The organism is Fischerella muscicola PCC 7414 (assembly GCF_000317205.1).
In the GTDB taxonomy this organism is placed as follows: domain Bacteria; phylum Cyanobacteriota; class Cyanobacteriia; order Cyanobacteriales; family Nostocaceae; genus Fischerella; species Fischerella muscicola.
In genome coordinates this window covers 35,146-49,574 of the sequence record NZ_AJLK01000078.1, presented here as the reverse complement: position 1 = coordinate 49,574, position 14,429 = coordinate 35,146, and the positions used below count along the sequence as shown (strand labels likewise).

13 protein-coding genes are annotated in these 14,429 nt (G+C 42.8%); 7 read left to right on the top strand and 6 right to left on the bottom strand.

Annotated elements, in window-relative coordinates; all coding sequences use genetic code 11:
* Positions 1-12: 12 nt before the first annotated feature.
* On the bottom strand, positions 13-4,329 hold the full coding sequence (locus UYI_RS0111750; RefSeq protein ID WP_016866862.1) for a PAS domain S-box protein: 4,317 nt from the start codon (positions 4,327-4,329) through the stop codon (positions 13-15).
* A gap of 268 nt (positions 4,330-4,597) precedes the next feature.
* Here UYI_RS0111750 and UYI_RS32440 point away from each other — a divergent pair, with 268 nt between their 5' ends.
* On the top strand, positions 4,598-4,810 hold the full coding sequence (locus UYI_RS32440; protein ID WP_016866861.1) for a hypothetical protein: 213 nt from the start codon (positions 4,598-4,600) through the stop codon (positions 4,808-4,810).
* Positions 4,811-4,847: 37 nt separating this feature from the next.
* Positions 4,848-5,978 (top strand): anthranilate phosphoribosyltransferase, encoded by a 1,131-nt coding sequence (gene trpD, locus UYI_RS0111740; RefSeq protein WP_016866860.1) that lies wholly within the window; start codon positions 4,848-4,850, stop codon positions 5,976-5,978.
* Here the strand turns inward: trpD and UYI_RS0111735 are convergent.
* Both UYI_RS0111735 and UYI_RS36760 read right to left on the bottom strand, forming a co-directional pair.
* Entirely contained in the window at positions 5,908-7,002 is a 1,095-nt protein-coding gene (locus UYI_RS0111735) for a retropepsin-like aspartic protease family protein (RefSeq protein ID WP_016866859.1), read from the bottom strand. The genes trpD and UYI_RS0111735 overlap by 71 nt on opposite strands.
* A gap of 386 nt (positions 7,003-7,388) precedes the next feature.
* The gene (locus UYI_RS36760; protein ID WP_157226329.1) at positions 7,389-7,559 is read right to left on the bottom strand and encodes a hypothetical protein; all 171 of its coding nucleotides are present in this window, start codon (positions 7,557-7,559) and stop codon (positions 7,389-7,391) included.
* Positions 7,560-7,668: 109 nt separating this feature from the next.
* Between UYI_RS36760 and carA the strand changes: the two genes are divergently transcribed.
* The 5 genes from carA to UYI_RS0111710 all read left to right on the top strand — a co-directional run bounded on the left by carA (position 7,669) and on the right by UYI_RS0111710 (position 11,988).
* The gene (gene carA / locus UYI_RS0111730; RefSeq protein ID WP_016866858.1) at positions 7,669-8,847 is read left to right on the top strand and encodes a glutamine-hydrolyzing carbamoyl-phosphate synthase small subunit; all 1,179 of its coding nucleotides are present in this window, start codon (positions 7,669-7,671) and stop codon (positions 8,845-8,847) included.
* A gap of 146 nt (positions 8,848-8,993) precedes the next feature.
* The gene (locus UYI_RS0111725; protein WP_016866857.1) at positions 8,994-9,398 is read left to right on the top strand and encodes an STAS domain-containing protein; all 405 of its coding nucleotides are present in this window, start codon (positions 8,994-8,996) and stop codon (positions 9,396-9,398) included.
* Between the two features lie 500 nt (positions 9,399-9,898).
* The gene (locus UYI_RS0111720) at positions 9,899-10,381 is read left to right on the top strand and encodes a Mini-ribonuclease 3 (protein WP_016866856.1); all 483 of its coding nucleotides are present in this window, start codon (positions 9,899-9,901) and stop codon (positions 10,379-10,381) included.
* Positions 10,382-10,658: 277 nt separating this feature from the next.
* Positions 10,659-11,603: a 23S rRNA (guanosine(2251)-2'-O)-methyltransferase RlmB gene (rlmB, locus tag UYI_RS0111715; protein WP_016866855.1), complete on the top strand. Its 945-nt coding sequence runs from the start codon at positions 10,659-10,661 to the stop codon at positions 11,601-11,603.
* A gap of 82 nt (positions 11,604-11,685) precedes the next feature.
* A complete protein-coding gene (locus UYI_RS0111710) occupies positions 11,686-11,988 on the top strand; it encodes a DUF1816 domain-containing protein (RefSeq protein WP_016866854.1) in 303 nt (100 codons plus the stop codon).
* Between the two features lie 79 nt (positions 11,989-12,067).
* On the opposite strand, the gene UYI_RS0111705 is transcribed toward UYI_RS0111710, so the two are convergent.
* Genes UYI_RS0111705 through UYI_RS0111695 form a run of 3 tightly spaced genes read right to left on the bottom strand, consistent with a single transcriptional unit; the run spans position 12,068 to position 14,279 of the window.
* On the bottom strand, positions 12,068-12,925 hold the full coding sequence (locus UYI_RS0111705) for an alpha/beta fold hydrolase (protein WP_016866853.1): 858 nt from the start codon (positions 12,923-12,925) through the stop codon (positions 12,068-12,070).
* A 12-nt stretch (positions 12,926-12,937) separates the two neighbouring features.
* Positions 12,938-13,573 (bottom strand): OmpA family protein, encoded by a 636-nt coding sequence (locus UYI_RS0111700; RefSeq protein ID WP_016866852.1) that lies wholly within the window; start codon positions 13,571-13,573, stop codon positions 12,938-12,940.
* Between the two features lie 10 nt (positions 13,574-13,583).
* Complete coding sequence (locus tag UYI_RS0111695) at positions 13,584-14,279, bottom strand: CAP domain-containing protein (protein ID WP_016866851.1); 696 nt, start codon at positions 14,277-14,279, stop codon at positions 13,584-13,586.
* Between the last annotated feature and the right edge of the window lie 150 nt (positions 14,280-14,429).

Genomic DNA, 14,429 nt, shown 5'->3' with positions numbered 1-14,429 from the left:
TAACAAGTTTATTTAAGATTCTGGCTGCTGCTGGGGAATCGCAACAATGAACTCAGTACCTTGTCCTGGTGCTGAAATACACCTAATTTTTCCTTGATGCTTTTCCACAATAATTTTGTAGCTAATTGACAAACCCATGCCCGTACCTTTACCTACGGGTTTAGTCGTGAAGAAGGGATCAAATAGTTTTTGCCGTACTTCTTCCGTCATTCCTGTTCCGTTATCGGCTATACAAACTAACACCAAACCATCTTTAATTTCGGTGCGGATGCGAATCGTAGGAATTTGGGATTGATGATCAGGAAAAAATAAGGGAGCTAAGGGAGAAATCCTTCTTTGTCCTCCTTGTCCTCCAAGTCGTCCCTCTTCCAAAGCATCGATCGCATTTGCTAACAGATTCATAAACACTTGATTGAGTTGTCCTGGATAACAATCTACCAGTGGCAGATTGGAGTATTCCTTAATAACCTGAATTTCTGGATGATCCGGTTTTGCTTTCAGGCGATGTTGTAACAACAGCAAAGTACTATCAATACCTTCATGGATATCAACCGCTTTCATCTCTGCCTCATCCAAGCGGGAAAAATTACGTAAAGACAGAACAATCTGACGAATGCGATCAGTACCAATTTTCATTGAAGCCAACAGTTTAGGCAAATCTTGACAGAGAAACTCTAGATCGATCGCTTCGATTTCCTCTGCAATTTCTGCTACTGGTTGAGGATAGTGCTGTTGGTAAAGTTCCACCAGATGCAGCAAGTCTTGGGCATAGCTACTAGCGTGAGTGATGTTTCCGTGAATAAAGTTCACTGGATTATTAATTTCATGGGCAATACCAGCAACCAACTGTCCCAAACTCGACATTTTTTCAGTTTGGACTAACTGTGCTTGGGTTGCTTGCAGTTCCTGTAAAGTTTCTTCTAATTGTTGCGCTTTTTCTTGGGCAGTTTGAGCGGCAATCCGGCTTTGTTTGTAGAGTTCTGCTTGATCAATTGCTATGGCAATTTGATCTGTAACTGCGAGTAATAATTCTACTTCACTATCTAGCCAAGCGCGACGATTAATGAACTGGTTGCAAGATAAACCCCCAATTTCACCAGATTGAGTATGAACTGGTAGGATGAGTGCGGCTTTGAAGCCCAAACTCAGAAAAAACTGTCGCGATACAGGATCGGATATTGCTTCGACATCATCAAATCTGATGATTGCTTTTTGCAAGACTTTTTCGGCGATTGGCCCTACTTCTTCTGTAGTAGATCGTAAATTTAGCAAACTTGGTATAGCAGGATTTCTTGCTTCTTGAACATTTTCCCAGTAGGGCGGTTGGGCTTCAGCACGATACCAGCTGAAAATACACATATCAAGCTGTAATAAATTACGAACTTCTGTGACGGCATTTTCCAGAATTTGATTAATATCCAAAGAACCCCGAATCTGACTGGCAAGACGATTCAGCAGTGTTTCTTTGGAAGCCAGTTCACGAAACTGGCGTTCCGATTGCCGCAATGCGTCTTCTGTACGCTGGCGTTGTAGTTCCGCTGTGGCACGGGCAGCAAAAATACTCAGAATTGCTTTAGCCCGTTCCTCTGCTAGTAGCGGCTTTGTATCAAAAACAGCAATGTGACCGATCACTACTCCAGAGGAATCGAGAAATGCTGCTCCCAAGTAGCTTTCTGCCTGCATAGCTGCTATGTCTTGGTTAAGAGGAAAAAGTTGCTGTAATCCACAGGGATAGTAAGCAAAACCCTCCTGAATCACAATTTCGCAAGGAGTATGAGCTAAATCAAACTCAAAATTTTCTTTGAGGTTGTCGTCTATCCAGAATGCTAAAACCCGGGCTTTAGTATATTCTGTGCCAATTTTTTCGGCCACCATCGCATACCGAACCCCTAATGCAGCTGCTAAATGACGTACCAGAACAGGAAAAAATTCTTCACCCGTTACAGAAGCAGTACCAGCAACAAGTGCTTGCAAAGCTGCTTCGGCTTTTTTGCGATCGCTAATCTCGCGGACAATAGCTAAAATTTCATCCTCACCGCTTGGTACTATCCGTGCTTCATAGTCGTGTAGTTCTCCTTCTATTGGCAGCTGGTACTCAAAAATCTGGATACTGCACTGGGTAAGAGCTTGTTCGGTGTAGTACATCGCCTGCTGTGCCAAGTTGGGCGGTAAGAGATCATGGATCGATTTACCGATGATTTCACTGGCAGGTGCTGCTAATTTTGCGTCTTTTGCTGCTACGTAATCTAGATAAATGCCTTCTCTGTTGGAGCGAAACATTAAATCTGGAATCGCGTTGAGCATGGCGCCATTTCTAGCCTCGCTTTTTTGCAAAGCTTCTTCGGCAAGTTTACGATCAGTAATATCTGTGAGCATCCCTAAAGTGCCAACATATTGCCCAGCAGCATCACGGATCGGATTAGTCGCAATCATTGCCCAGACTTCAGAACCGTCCTTGCGGCGGAATTTAAAATCATGTTGTTCAGCAATGCCATGTCGACGACGTTCTAATTGTTCAGTGGCGATCGCTTGCCCTTCTGCATCCATAAAGGCAAACAAAGGCATCCCAATCATTTCCTCTACTGTGTACCCAAGCATTTGGGCCATTTTAAGATTGACAAAACTCGTCTTACCTTCTGTGTCCAGTATCCATATACCCTCTGCTGCTGTCTCAATTAAGCGGCGATATTGGGCTTCGCTTTCACGTAAGGCTGCTTCGGCACTTTTACGTTCTGTAATATCACGGGCTATGCCAATTACGCCGATAATGTTACCTTGAGCATCCCGCCAAGGACTTTTGGTTGATAAATAAGTGCGTACAACTCCGTTATCGGGTATATATTCTTCACGTGTATCAGAAATACCAGTATTGATGATTCTGTTGTCTGCTTCTCGAAACTCAGCAGCAATATCTGCTGGAAAGAAGTCAGTGTCTTTCTTACCTATAATTTCCTTGATTGGTTTTTTCAAAAAATTTGCAAAACTAGAGTTAACCATCACATGGCGTCCCTCTAAATCTTTGGCAAAAATCACATCTAAAGTACTATCAATGACAGAATGTAAAAGACTATAGCTGGCTTGCAAAGCTTCTTCTGCCTGTCTGCGATCGCTAATATCAGTATGGATACCAATTAAACCAATAATTTTGCCGTTGGTGTCTTTGATAGCATCAGCACGCAGGTCGATTTGGATTAATTTACCACTGCGATTTTTCATCGTCAGCACACCACTCCAAGACTTGCCTGTTTGAATCGTAGTGAAAATAGTTTCTGCTTCTGTTACATTGACATAGATAGCGCTACGCCCTCCAACAGCTTGCATATCCTCAACGCTGTACCCGAATAAATCAATAAAAGCTTGGTTGTGATAAATCGGTTTACCTGTGATATCAGCAATCGCGATCGCATCACTAGTACTTTCAATGGCTTTACTAATGCGGATTAATTCTGCTGTCCGTTCTTCAACGCGAGTTTCTAGCTGTTGTTTGGCTTCTTCCACAGCTAGTTCTGCTAGTTTACGCTCGGTGATGTCTAAGAGTGTACCCATCATCCGGGTTACTTGCCCGGTATGATCCCGTAAAACATCTCCTTTGCCTCTGAGCCAGCGCACACTACCATCTTGCCGCACCCGGAAATCAGCATCATAGCTAGTTTTTGAGTGTAAAGTATTCCGAATTGCCCGGCTGACAATTGAGCGATCGCTCTTGTAAACGTAATTGAGAAAAGCTTTGTAGTTTGTAGGTGAATAATTGGGAGTCCAGCCCAAAATCTGCTCTACTTGCTCAGAGCAACTAACCTGCTTGGTTTTAAAATTCCAATCCCAAACTCCTATTTCTGCTGCATCTAATGCTAGCCGCAGTCTGGTTTCACTCTCTATTAAAGAAAACTTTTTTACTGTTACATCAGTAATATCTACACAATAGCCTATGTAACCAACAAAGCTGCCATTTGCTGTAAATCGTGATGTAATAGTATCTAAAATCCAGCGATATTCCCCATCAGTACGACGTAGGCGATACTGTCTGTGAAACTTTTTGTGTCTCTTCAAAGCTGAAATATACTGAGCCTGACACTGCTGTCTATCTTCAGGATGTACCCCTTCCAACCAACCTGTGCCTACTTCCGCCAAGTGCGATCGACCAGTAAATTCTAGCCAAGCAGGGTTAAAGTAATTACAAACTGCGTTACACCCAGCAATCCAAATCATTACAGGTGCTGTATCTGCCAGTACGTACAGCGGTTCTTCAACTCTTGGCATCGCTGTTACTAGCACGTTATCTTCTGCGCTTTTGCTGTGAGCAATGTCATCTTGCAGCTTTTCAGGGAACATTTTTACCTACCTGTAATGATTTATTCGCGAAGAAAGATACATCCCACACCCTTACACCTCCACACCCACTTTCAAGTCGGAAGGGATAAAGTTTTTTATAATTTTTTGTGTAATAAATCACATAAAGGTCTAGTGAATCAGCCTTCCCTGGAATTTTTGTAATTTATTTAACTCTATGATTGCCATAGTAAATTTACGGTAATTCTGGTATTAAGGTAAGGAAATTGACAGGAAAACAATCTAGATTTGAACAACCAACCACTAACCAATGTACAGACGTGCCATGGCACGTCTGGTACAACCAACAATCAACAACCAACAATCAACAACCAACAATCAACAACCAACAATCAACAACCAACAATCAACAACCAACAATCAACAACCAACAATCAACAACCAACAATCAACAACCAACAATCAACAACCAACAATCAACAACCAACCACTAACTAATAAGTACCTTTTCGAGTTAATTTGATTTATGGTGACTTAATTTTGATTAAATAAACTTGTATATGAACCATTCGTCGCAGCCTGTACAAGAATCTTCTGCGATTTGGTCTAACCTACTCCAACAACTACTAGAACGTCAGTCCTTATCTCGCACTCAAGCAGAAAAATTGATGCAAGGATGGCTAAGTGAGGCTATCCCCCCAGAATTATCGGGAGCTATTTTAGCTGCACTGCATTGCAAGGGTGTATCTGCTGAGGAACTAGCGGGTATGGCTGGAGTGTTGCAAGCTCAGTCTCTAGGAGGACACGGGGACAAGGGGACACAGGGACAAGGGGGACAAGGAAGTAATCTTTCTTCGTTATCTCCTCACACTCCCCCCATCTCCTCAACTCCCCTGATCGACACCTGCGGTACTGGAGGAGATGGAGCATCAACATTTAATATCTCTACAGCAGTTGCTTTTGTTGCTGCTGCTGGTGGTATACCTGTTGCCAAACATGGTAATCGTTCGGCATCTAGTCGTGTTGGTAGCGCGGATGTATTAGAAGCTTTAGGTATAAATCTTAGCTGTGATAGTGAGAAGGTAGAAGCAGCACTCAAAGAAGTGGGGATCACTTTTTTATTTGCTCCTGGTTGGCATCCAGCCCTCAAGGCGGTTGCTTCGTTGCGGCGGAGTCTCAAGGTGCGGACTGTATTTAATTTACTCGGGCCGTTAGTCAATCCTTTACGTCCCACAGGGCAAGTGATTGGTGTATTTGATCCTAAATTATTAGCAACAATTGCTCAAGCCTTACAGCAACTGGGTACACAAAAAGCGATCGTGCTGCACGGACGAGAAAAATTAGATGAAGCAGGTTTGGGCGATGTTACTGATTTGGCTGTGCTGTCAAAAGATGAAGTAACATTAACTACGCTAAATCCTGTAAATTTAGGTATAACTACTGCTCCCCTAACAGCGCTCGTAGGTGGTGATGTCGAAGAGAATGCCGAAATCCTGAAGGCGGTGTTGCAAGGTAAAGGGACACAAGCACAACAGGATGTAGTGATCCTAAATGCGGCGTTAGCACTGCAAGTGGGTGAGGCAGTACCACTGTTGGATCACGCTCAAGGCGTGCAATTGGCTAGGGAGATTCTCCAGAGTGGTGCGGCTTGGACGAAGTTGGAACAGTTAGTCCAGTTTCTGGAGGATTGAGTTGCCCAGAGTAGGAGGGTGGGCGAAATTCTACAACATCACGCTTGATTGTGATCTCGTAGTCACCAAAAAAATCGTGTCCCAAAAGTCCTGTTTCTAGTTCTGCGCCAGCGATCGCTACTGGAATTTTGTTGACTGTTACTCCAGCAACTTCTATTGAATTTACGTAACCAATAGGAAATTCCACTGCTTTCGCACTGGCAGTATTTGCTTTTGCTTTCCCAAAAGGCACTATCCCCAGGGCAGTTGCCATACCCTGGGTGATGACTGTACCACTTGCTCCCGTATCCAAAATCATCTCAAATTGCTGATTGCCATTAAAGGTAACATCAATAATGGGCGTACCCCCTATTCGTCGTTTAATAGGGGCGACAAACACCACAGGTTCATGGCGCTGCTGTGTAGTGGGTGCTGCAAATACCTGTTGTTGGTTGTTATTTGGTGGTTGGTAGTTGGTGGTTGTTGGTTGTTGGGTTTTTGGTACAATCGCTGGTTTGGTAGAGGGTTGAGGAACCACAAGCACTATTTTAGAAGGTTGTGCTTTAGAAGCTTGTACCTGTGTTACTACTTGTGGCGGTGGTTCCTTGCGAGAGTAAGCTTGCTGCTGGGCGTATTTGATGCGGCGTTGATATTGAATGATATTATCTTGAGCGCTGGGAAAGTAGGGACTTTGCCGATCTACTTGCTTCATCAACGCGATCGCATCTTGATACTGAGTGACTACTAAATTCCAATCTTCTGTTGATTGAGCAGATTGACTAATTGCATCAGCACTAGCTGCTTTATCTAGTCCCAGTTCAAATGTACTGGGTTGAATTTCAGAAGCTTGGTATTGCTGTGGTTGTGGACTTATTGTTGGTAATGGCGTGTTCTCACCAGAAGCGATCGCACTCTTTTGTGTTGCCTTTGGTTGTTGCTCATGATTCACAACAGCCTGTTTGTCTTCACGACAGGCAACAGCAAAAATCGCCAGTGTGGTGGAAAGAAATATTAGCGTAGCCTGGGATAAAAAAGACTGAAGCATAATTGTTTAGAACGCATACCTTCCCCTACACCCACGATATTTGGAATAGTGCCTGTATCCGGCTGGATAAAGTAGACACTATATCTTTATATAATGCCGTAGCCGATAAACATTCGAGAGCATTTCTATCTTTTGCTATTGTAATGCAAGCAGACAAAGCAATTCAAATAAAGTAGTACAGTACTCGACCAAATAAGTTTTGACTCTTTAGTGAGGCGTCAGATCCCCTACTTTTCAAAAAAGTCGGGGATCTGGCTCACGTATCAAAATCAATTTGGTGAACTAGTAGAAAGCAAAAGGAAAAAGGCTGTCAGAAGATTAACCTAAAATTTTTCTCATGGGAACTCTAATGAAAATACTGGTAATAAAGCTATGAATTACAATTCTTAATTATCTGGTAACGTCATATATAAAATAGACAAATCTAAATTTATGGGATAATGATCCTTCGCAGTGGACAGGATAGTAGTTGATTGTTGATTGTTGATTGTTGATTGTTGATTGTTGATTGTTGATTGTTGATGGGTACAGACGCGATGTTCCTCGCGTCTGTACATTAGTGGTTAGTAGTTGATTGTTGGTTGTTGCTTGCTGGTTTTCTCCCTTGTCTCCCTTGTCTCACCGATCCCCAATCCCCTATTCCTATTTTTTTGACTTATATAATCTATGGCTCTGTTTGAAGCAATACCTGCCTTACTTGTCCTTGCCGATGGAACCACTTATCGCGGTTGGTCTTTTGGTGCTACAGGCACTGCGATCGGGGAAGTGGTATTTAACACTGGTATGACTGGATATCAAGAAGTCCTGACTGACCCTAGTTATTGTGGTCAGATAGTAGTTTTTACTTATCCAGAACTGGGAAACACAGGTGTGAATCCAGAGGATGAAGAATCAAATCGACCCCAAGTGCGAGGAGCGATCGCACGCAATATTTGTACCCGACCTAGTAACTGGCGCTCTTCGCAATCGTTACCAGACTACCTCAAACAGTACCAAATACCTGGCATTTACGGCATAGATACCCGTGCCTTGACCCGCAAAATTCGCATCTATGGGGCTATGAATGGTGGGATTTCTACAGAAATTTTGGACGAAGCAGAACTGCTAGAACGGGTATTAGCAGCTCCTGCCATGAGTGGATTAAATCTTGTGCGTGAAGTGACTACCCAAACAGCCTATGAATGGTCAGAAACTACTGATCCTGTTTGGGAATTTAACCCAGAAGCAAAAGCTAATTCTGATGAAACCTTGACAGTTGTAGCCCTAGACTTTGGCATCAAACGCAATATTTTACGCCGCTTAGCGAGTTATGGATGCCGGGTTATTGTTGTTCCAGCCCACACCCCCAAAGAAGAAATTCTCAAATACAATCCAGATGGAATTTTTCTCTCTAATGGCCCTGGTGATCCGGCGGCTGTCACCGAAGGTATTGAGACTGCTAAGGCTTTACTGTCGGCTCAAAAACCAATGTTTGGCATTTGCATGGGACATCAAATTTTGGGTCATGCTTTGGGGGCAGAAACCTATAAACTTAAATTTGGGCATCGTGGCTTAAATCAACCAGCAGGTTTACAAAAGCGGGTGGAAATCACCAGTCAAAACCACAGTTTTGCTATTAACCCAGACACCCTACCAGAAGCAGTAGTAGAAATCAGCCACCTGAACTTGAATGATCGCACTGTTGCTGGAGTACGTCACAAGAATTTACCTGTATTTTCTGTGCAGTACCACCCAGAGGCTTCTCCTGGTCCTCACGACGCTGATTACCTGTTTGAGAATTTTGTACAGGCAATGCGCGCAGCTCGCCAAACACCAAACAGCTCTAATGAGGTAAAAATAAAGTAAAAATGGAGAAAGCGCGAGATTGGGAACTGGAGACAGCCAACAGTAACTCAGTGAACAGGCAAAGGAAACTGATAACTGATAACTGAATAACTGATAACTGATACCCAATCCCCAATGTAGACAACATCTACCAAAACCATCTATACTTGAGCGTTCAACATAAATATGAGGAGGGAATTATTGCTGAGCCACTGAACCTAACCGTTAGCCTGAGAGGTACTCGTGAAGTCCGGGATAACTGTCAGCTATTCCGCCTCACAGGTTTGTTAGACGCGTTTTCGGAACCGACGTTTCGCAAAGTATTAGGAAGCAAGATTGACGAGGGCCCCAAGCACATTATTTTGGATCTCTCGCAAATCGACTTTGTTGATAGCTCCGGCTTGGGTGCTTTGGTACAGCTAGCCAAGCAGGCACAAAATGCTGAAGGTACTTTGCAAATTGTCACTAATGCCCGCGTAACTCAAACAGTCAAGCTTGTCCGTTTGGAGAAGTTTTTAATGTTGCAGACATCAGTCGATGCAGCTTTAGAAAACCTCAAAAAGCCTTCTTGACTGCTTGACTGTGCCAATAAAATTAGCTATCCGATGTTTTTATCTGGATAGCTTAATTTTTGCCCGAAATATACCAATTTTGGATTTTACCCAACAGGATTTTAACTGTTGACTTTTCGAGAAGACAATCCCAAAAAAACTATGAAGAATGAGATAATGGTGCTTCACAATTTCAAAGTTCATTCTAATCTTAAATAAAGCTGGTCTGAAGGGAGAACACTAATCTGCCTAACAAACTCTAATTGCTCAATCATGCCGAGCAGTGTACAAGCCCCTAAATTCCATAAGTAGAACTAATCCAAAATCCAAAATCGAATGACGCCCTTAGCGTTACTTGATTGTTTACAATAGTTAACAAAAGGTTAGTAACTAACTAACTATAGTTGGATAACAAATTTTCTAGCCTGGATAATGCTTGTCAGAACTGCAACAGAGCCAACGCTCAGAAAAAATGCACCATTTCCCACCTCCCCAATATAGTCTGCAAGGAATCATCGCTTGTGAAATCTAAGGAGGAAATTTTATTGAATGAACAAGGTGAAACTAACGTGTTAGATTCATCTTGTTGGCAGTTTATGCAGGCAACCATAGAAAATTTGTCTCAGCAGCAAATTGACCAAGCACAACTACGACAACTTTCTCCTGCTGCTTTAGCATATTTAGGAGATGCAGTGTATGAACTTTATGTTAGGATGTATTATCTGCTGCCGCCGCAGCGAAGCGAAAGTTATCATCGTCTGGTAGTGGCGCAAGTAAGGGCAGAAACGCAGGCGCTACACTTGCGATCACTTACTCCTCATCTGCGACACAGCGAGTTAGAAATAGTCCGAAGAGGCCGTAACGCCACCACAGGACGTCCCAAACGATTAGATCCCGAAATATATCAACAAGCAACTAGCTTAGAAACTTTAATCGGCTATCTATATCTTACTGATCAGCCACGCTTAGCTGAACTATTACAAAGGCTGCAATTAGAAAAGTAATGACAAAATTGTCTCATGACAGGACAATTGCTTATTTTGTGTTCGGTAAACTATGGTGGTGAAGTTATGAGTTGAATCCGACTCTGACAGCTTATGGACAACGAAAATACTGTCACAGACAAAGCCTAACAACAAGATACCAAAAACCTAAATATGATTAATTTTTTTAGTAGCTGTGATGACGAATAATTTGTCACCAGAACACATGAAAATAATCTTACTTCCTTGTGCCTTCTATTTATTGGATGCCCGATCCTACGTATAACCTCAAAATCTCATGGCAAACAACACAAAAAAAATTATTACTTCTGGTGAAAAGAATCGTGGGCAAACCCTAAAACTTAAGGGCAAGCGAGTCGTTTCTCCTTCTTTTCGTCCTCCGATGAAAAAGGTGGATGGACAAAACCAGCACAAACCAACTCAAGATAGCGATTTGATTTATGGTCGCTATCCAGTCTTGAGTGCCTTGGAAAGTCAGCGCCTGCTGAATCGTATTTGGATTACTTCTCGCCTACGCTATGATCCCCGTTTTCACTCTCTGATTTTACAAGCCAAGGACAATGGCACGATCATTGATGAGGTAGAACCCAAGCGCTTAGATCAAATTACTGAAGGTGGTAATCATCAAGGTGTAGCAGCACAAATTGCTCCCTATGCCTACATCGAATTACACGAGTTGATCGAAAACAGCAAATCTGTAACCAATCCAGTCATTGTTGCTGCTGATGGGATCACTGATCCCCATAACTTAGGAGCAATTATTCGTACAGCAGAAGCGATTGGTGCTCAAGGGTTGATTATCCCCCAACGGCGGGCTTCTGGGATCACTTCTACAGTGATGAAAGTAGCAGCAGGTGCTTTAGAACACTTTCCAGTTGCCAGAGTAGTGAATCTGCATCGCGCTTTGGAAGAATTGAAAGCAGCAGGTTTCTGGATTTACGGTACTGCTTGTGAAGGTAGTGAACCAATAAACACAGTAGATTTTAATGGTGCGATCGTTTTAGTAGTGGGATCTGAAGGAGAAGGTCTAAGTTTGTTGACACAACGTTGTTGTGATGTCTTAGTATCAATTCCCTTACAGGGTAAGACTCCTAGCCTCAATGCCTCCGTTGCTGCGGGGATGGCATTGTATGAAATTTATCGTCGACGCTGGGAAAAAAATACGCTACATTTCGATAAACTACAAAAAACTACTTGGAAAAACAATAGTAACAGAGTATAAAGAAGTAAAAAGAAATGTAAAACCACAAAACAGCAGCAAACGTTTACAACCCAATACAACGTTAAAAAAACTGGCAAAGACCATGAAAACTATTTGGGAACAATCTAGGGAATTTTTGATTAATACATTTCAGACTTTGGGATTGGCTTGGTGGGTTGAAATTGCAACACAGAATCCCAAATGTACATACTACTTTGGTCCATTTCTCAACTCAGCAGAAGCAAAGGCCGCTATTAAAGGCTACGTAGAAGATTTGGAACAAGAAGGGGCCCAAGGAATCATCGTGAATGTAAAACGCTGCAAACCAGATGTCTTGACAATTGCTGAAGACCTGGGGGAACGGATTGACCGCAAAGTACAGCCTGCCTTTAGCGGTCAAATGTAATTACAAGGCTGGTCAAGAGTCAATTGTCAATTGTCCAGAGTTCTTACAAATGACCATTGACCATTGACCATTGTAATAACTATTGACTATTGACTATTTCTGGATGCCCTTCCAACCAACTATCTATATCACTCAATACCTGATCGGGAATTTCCCATGGGAAAAGGTGAGCAGTGTTTGCATAGCACTGCCACTGGCAATTTTTCAGGTGTCGGGCTGTTTCTATACTAGAGTCGGGTGTGATGTGGTAGTCTTGAGAACCTGCTAGTACTAAAGCAGGACATTGGATTTGTTCAAGGTCAGCAAGGCGATTGTAACCTGCTTTGATTGCCGTGTAGAGAGCCCGAGTTGCAGTCGCTGAAGTTTGTAAATAAGCTGACACAGCATCCCTGGCTATGTAGTTATAGGTAGTGGCAGTATGTTGTTGGATCAGGTAGCGAAATAGCGATCGCTTGCCAAATGTCTCAATATTCCACTGCCAACCTGGCTTAATCAAGTTCAAAACAGAAGCAACTCCAGTGTAGAGATTATCCTCCCAAGTTATAGGTGGATGGTTTCCTCTTGGTCTTGCAGCAGTTGCTACCAAAATCAACCCCGTGACACGTTCAGGTAGCCGCAGTGCCAATTCCATCGCTAAAATGCCACCCAAAGACCACCCTAATATCAGACATTTTTTTATCTGAAAACTGTCTATAAGGCTCTCTAAGTCATTTAAATGGTCACTCATATCAAAATTGTCATTAAACCGACTTTTGCCATAGCCACGTAAATCGGGGGCAAAAGTTTTGAAGCGTTTGGAGAGGTGATCGGTGAAAACACAAAGACTAGAACCAGAACCAGGATGACCGTGTAAACAAAGAATGGGGAAGCCTTCACCTTGAATGTAGACATTGAGAGGTATAGCTGGGGAATTTTGCAAATAAGAGCGATCGCTCATGATTACTTAGCCTTACTTTTGAATGACAATTTCAACTCGACGGTTCTGCTGGCGTCCTGCTGGATCATCTGTACCATCAGCTTTAGTATTAGGGGCAACTGGTTGAGACTCCCCATAACCTTTTATGGTCATCCGCGTTGCTGCTATTTCATGCTTTTCACTCAGCCAGCGCTTCACTGCATCAGCTCGACGCTCAGACAAATTTTGATTATAGTCATCATTACCCAAGGCATCCGTGTGTCCATAGATTTTTACAGGATTATTGGGGTAGCGTTTACTAAGAACTTGAGCAACTTGTGTTAATGCTTGAGCTGCATCTGGGCGAATGTTGTCTTTGTCAAAATCAAACAAAACATCAGCCGATAAAGTCAGAATCATTAATTCGTCATTTGCCTGAACTTTGACAGTAGGAACTGTAACTTCTGGAATTTTAACGGTGGGGATCAGTACCGTAGGAACCAATCGAGTCTTATTTATTTGAGTAGGAACCAGTTGAGTCTTATTTGTTTGAGTAGGAACCAGTTGAGTAACAACAGATGAAGTTTTAGATGATGAATTCGAGTCAGATTGATTTGGTGTGACAGAACTACAGCCTACAACTGAAATTGTAATGACTGCCAGTAAACCAGTTGAACTTAGCGATCGCATCTTCAACTCCTCAGACCGATTCTATATATCCTCCTGCATAATTAATAACGCACATCTGCCTGTAAGTGGGGTGAATACCAAAAGCTACCCCTGTAACTTTAAAAGCTGGGCTAAAAATATTGTGGCGATGGCCGCGATCGCCCACTCCATCATCGATAATTAGCTGCATAACAATATCTTGGGCTGTGTGCGAACCATAACTAATGTTTTCAGCAGCAGTACTTTGCCAAGTTCCGTAGCGACTCAGGCGCGTGAAGGGATCGCTACCATCACTCCCATCATGACCTGTTGCACCTGTGGAACCTTGATCTTTGACATGGTCTTTTGCTGCCAAAGACATACCCTGAGATGGCCTCAAAGCACCCACAGGAATGACTGATTTGAGGTAGGCGATCGCTTCATCAACAGCCGCCACACCTTCTTGAGTTTGTAAATAGACATTGTGAGAAATTCGGACTTGATTACCCACAAAGCGACTTTTATACTCTTCGAGTACAGCAACATAACTTTGGGGATCTGTCCTCGCTTGATTCATTTCCACAATTACTTGTTGTTCCAGTCGCGAGAGATAATCTGCCTGTATTTGGGGATCAGAAGTTGCTACAGGTGTCTCAGTAGCTACAGAATAAGGTTGTAATACTGGATTTACAGTACAGCCAGAGATGAGAGAAATAGGAGTAAATATCCAAGACAGCAGCCGATGCATTAATTACCTCAAAACTTGGCGGTGATGCGTCAATAATATTTTGAGATCCACAGAATAAGAGAAACTTTCCGGATTGAGGTTTTGGTGAAATCACACTGTTTGTGGATGCAGGGGAAGAGTTTTTTATCTTGTACTGCACCCAACTGCAAA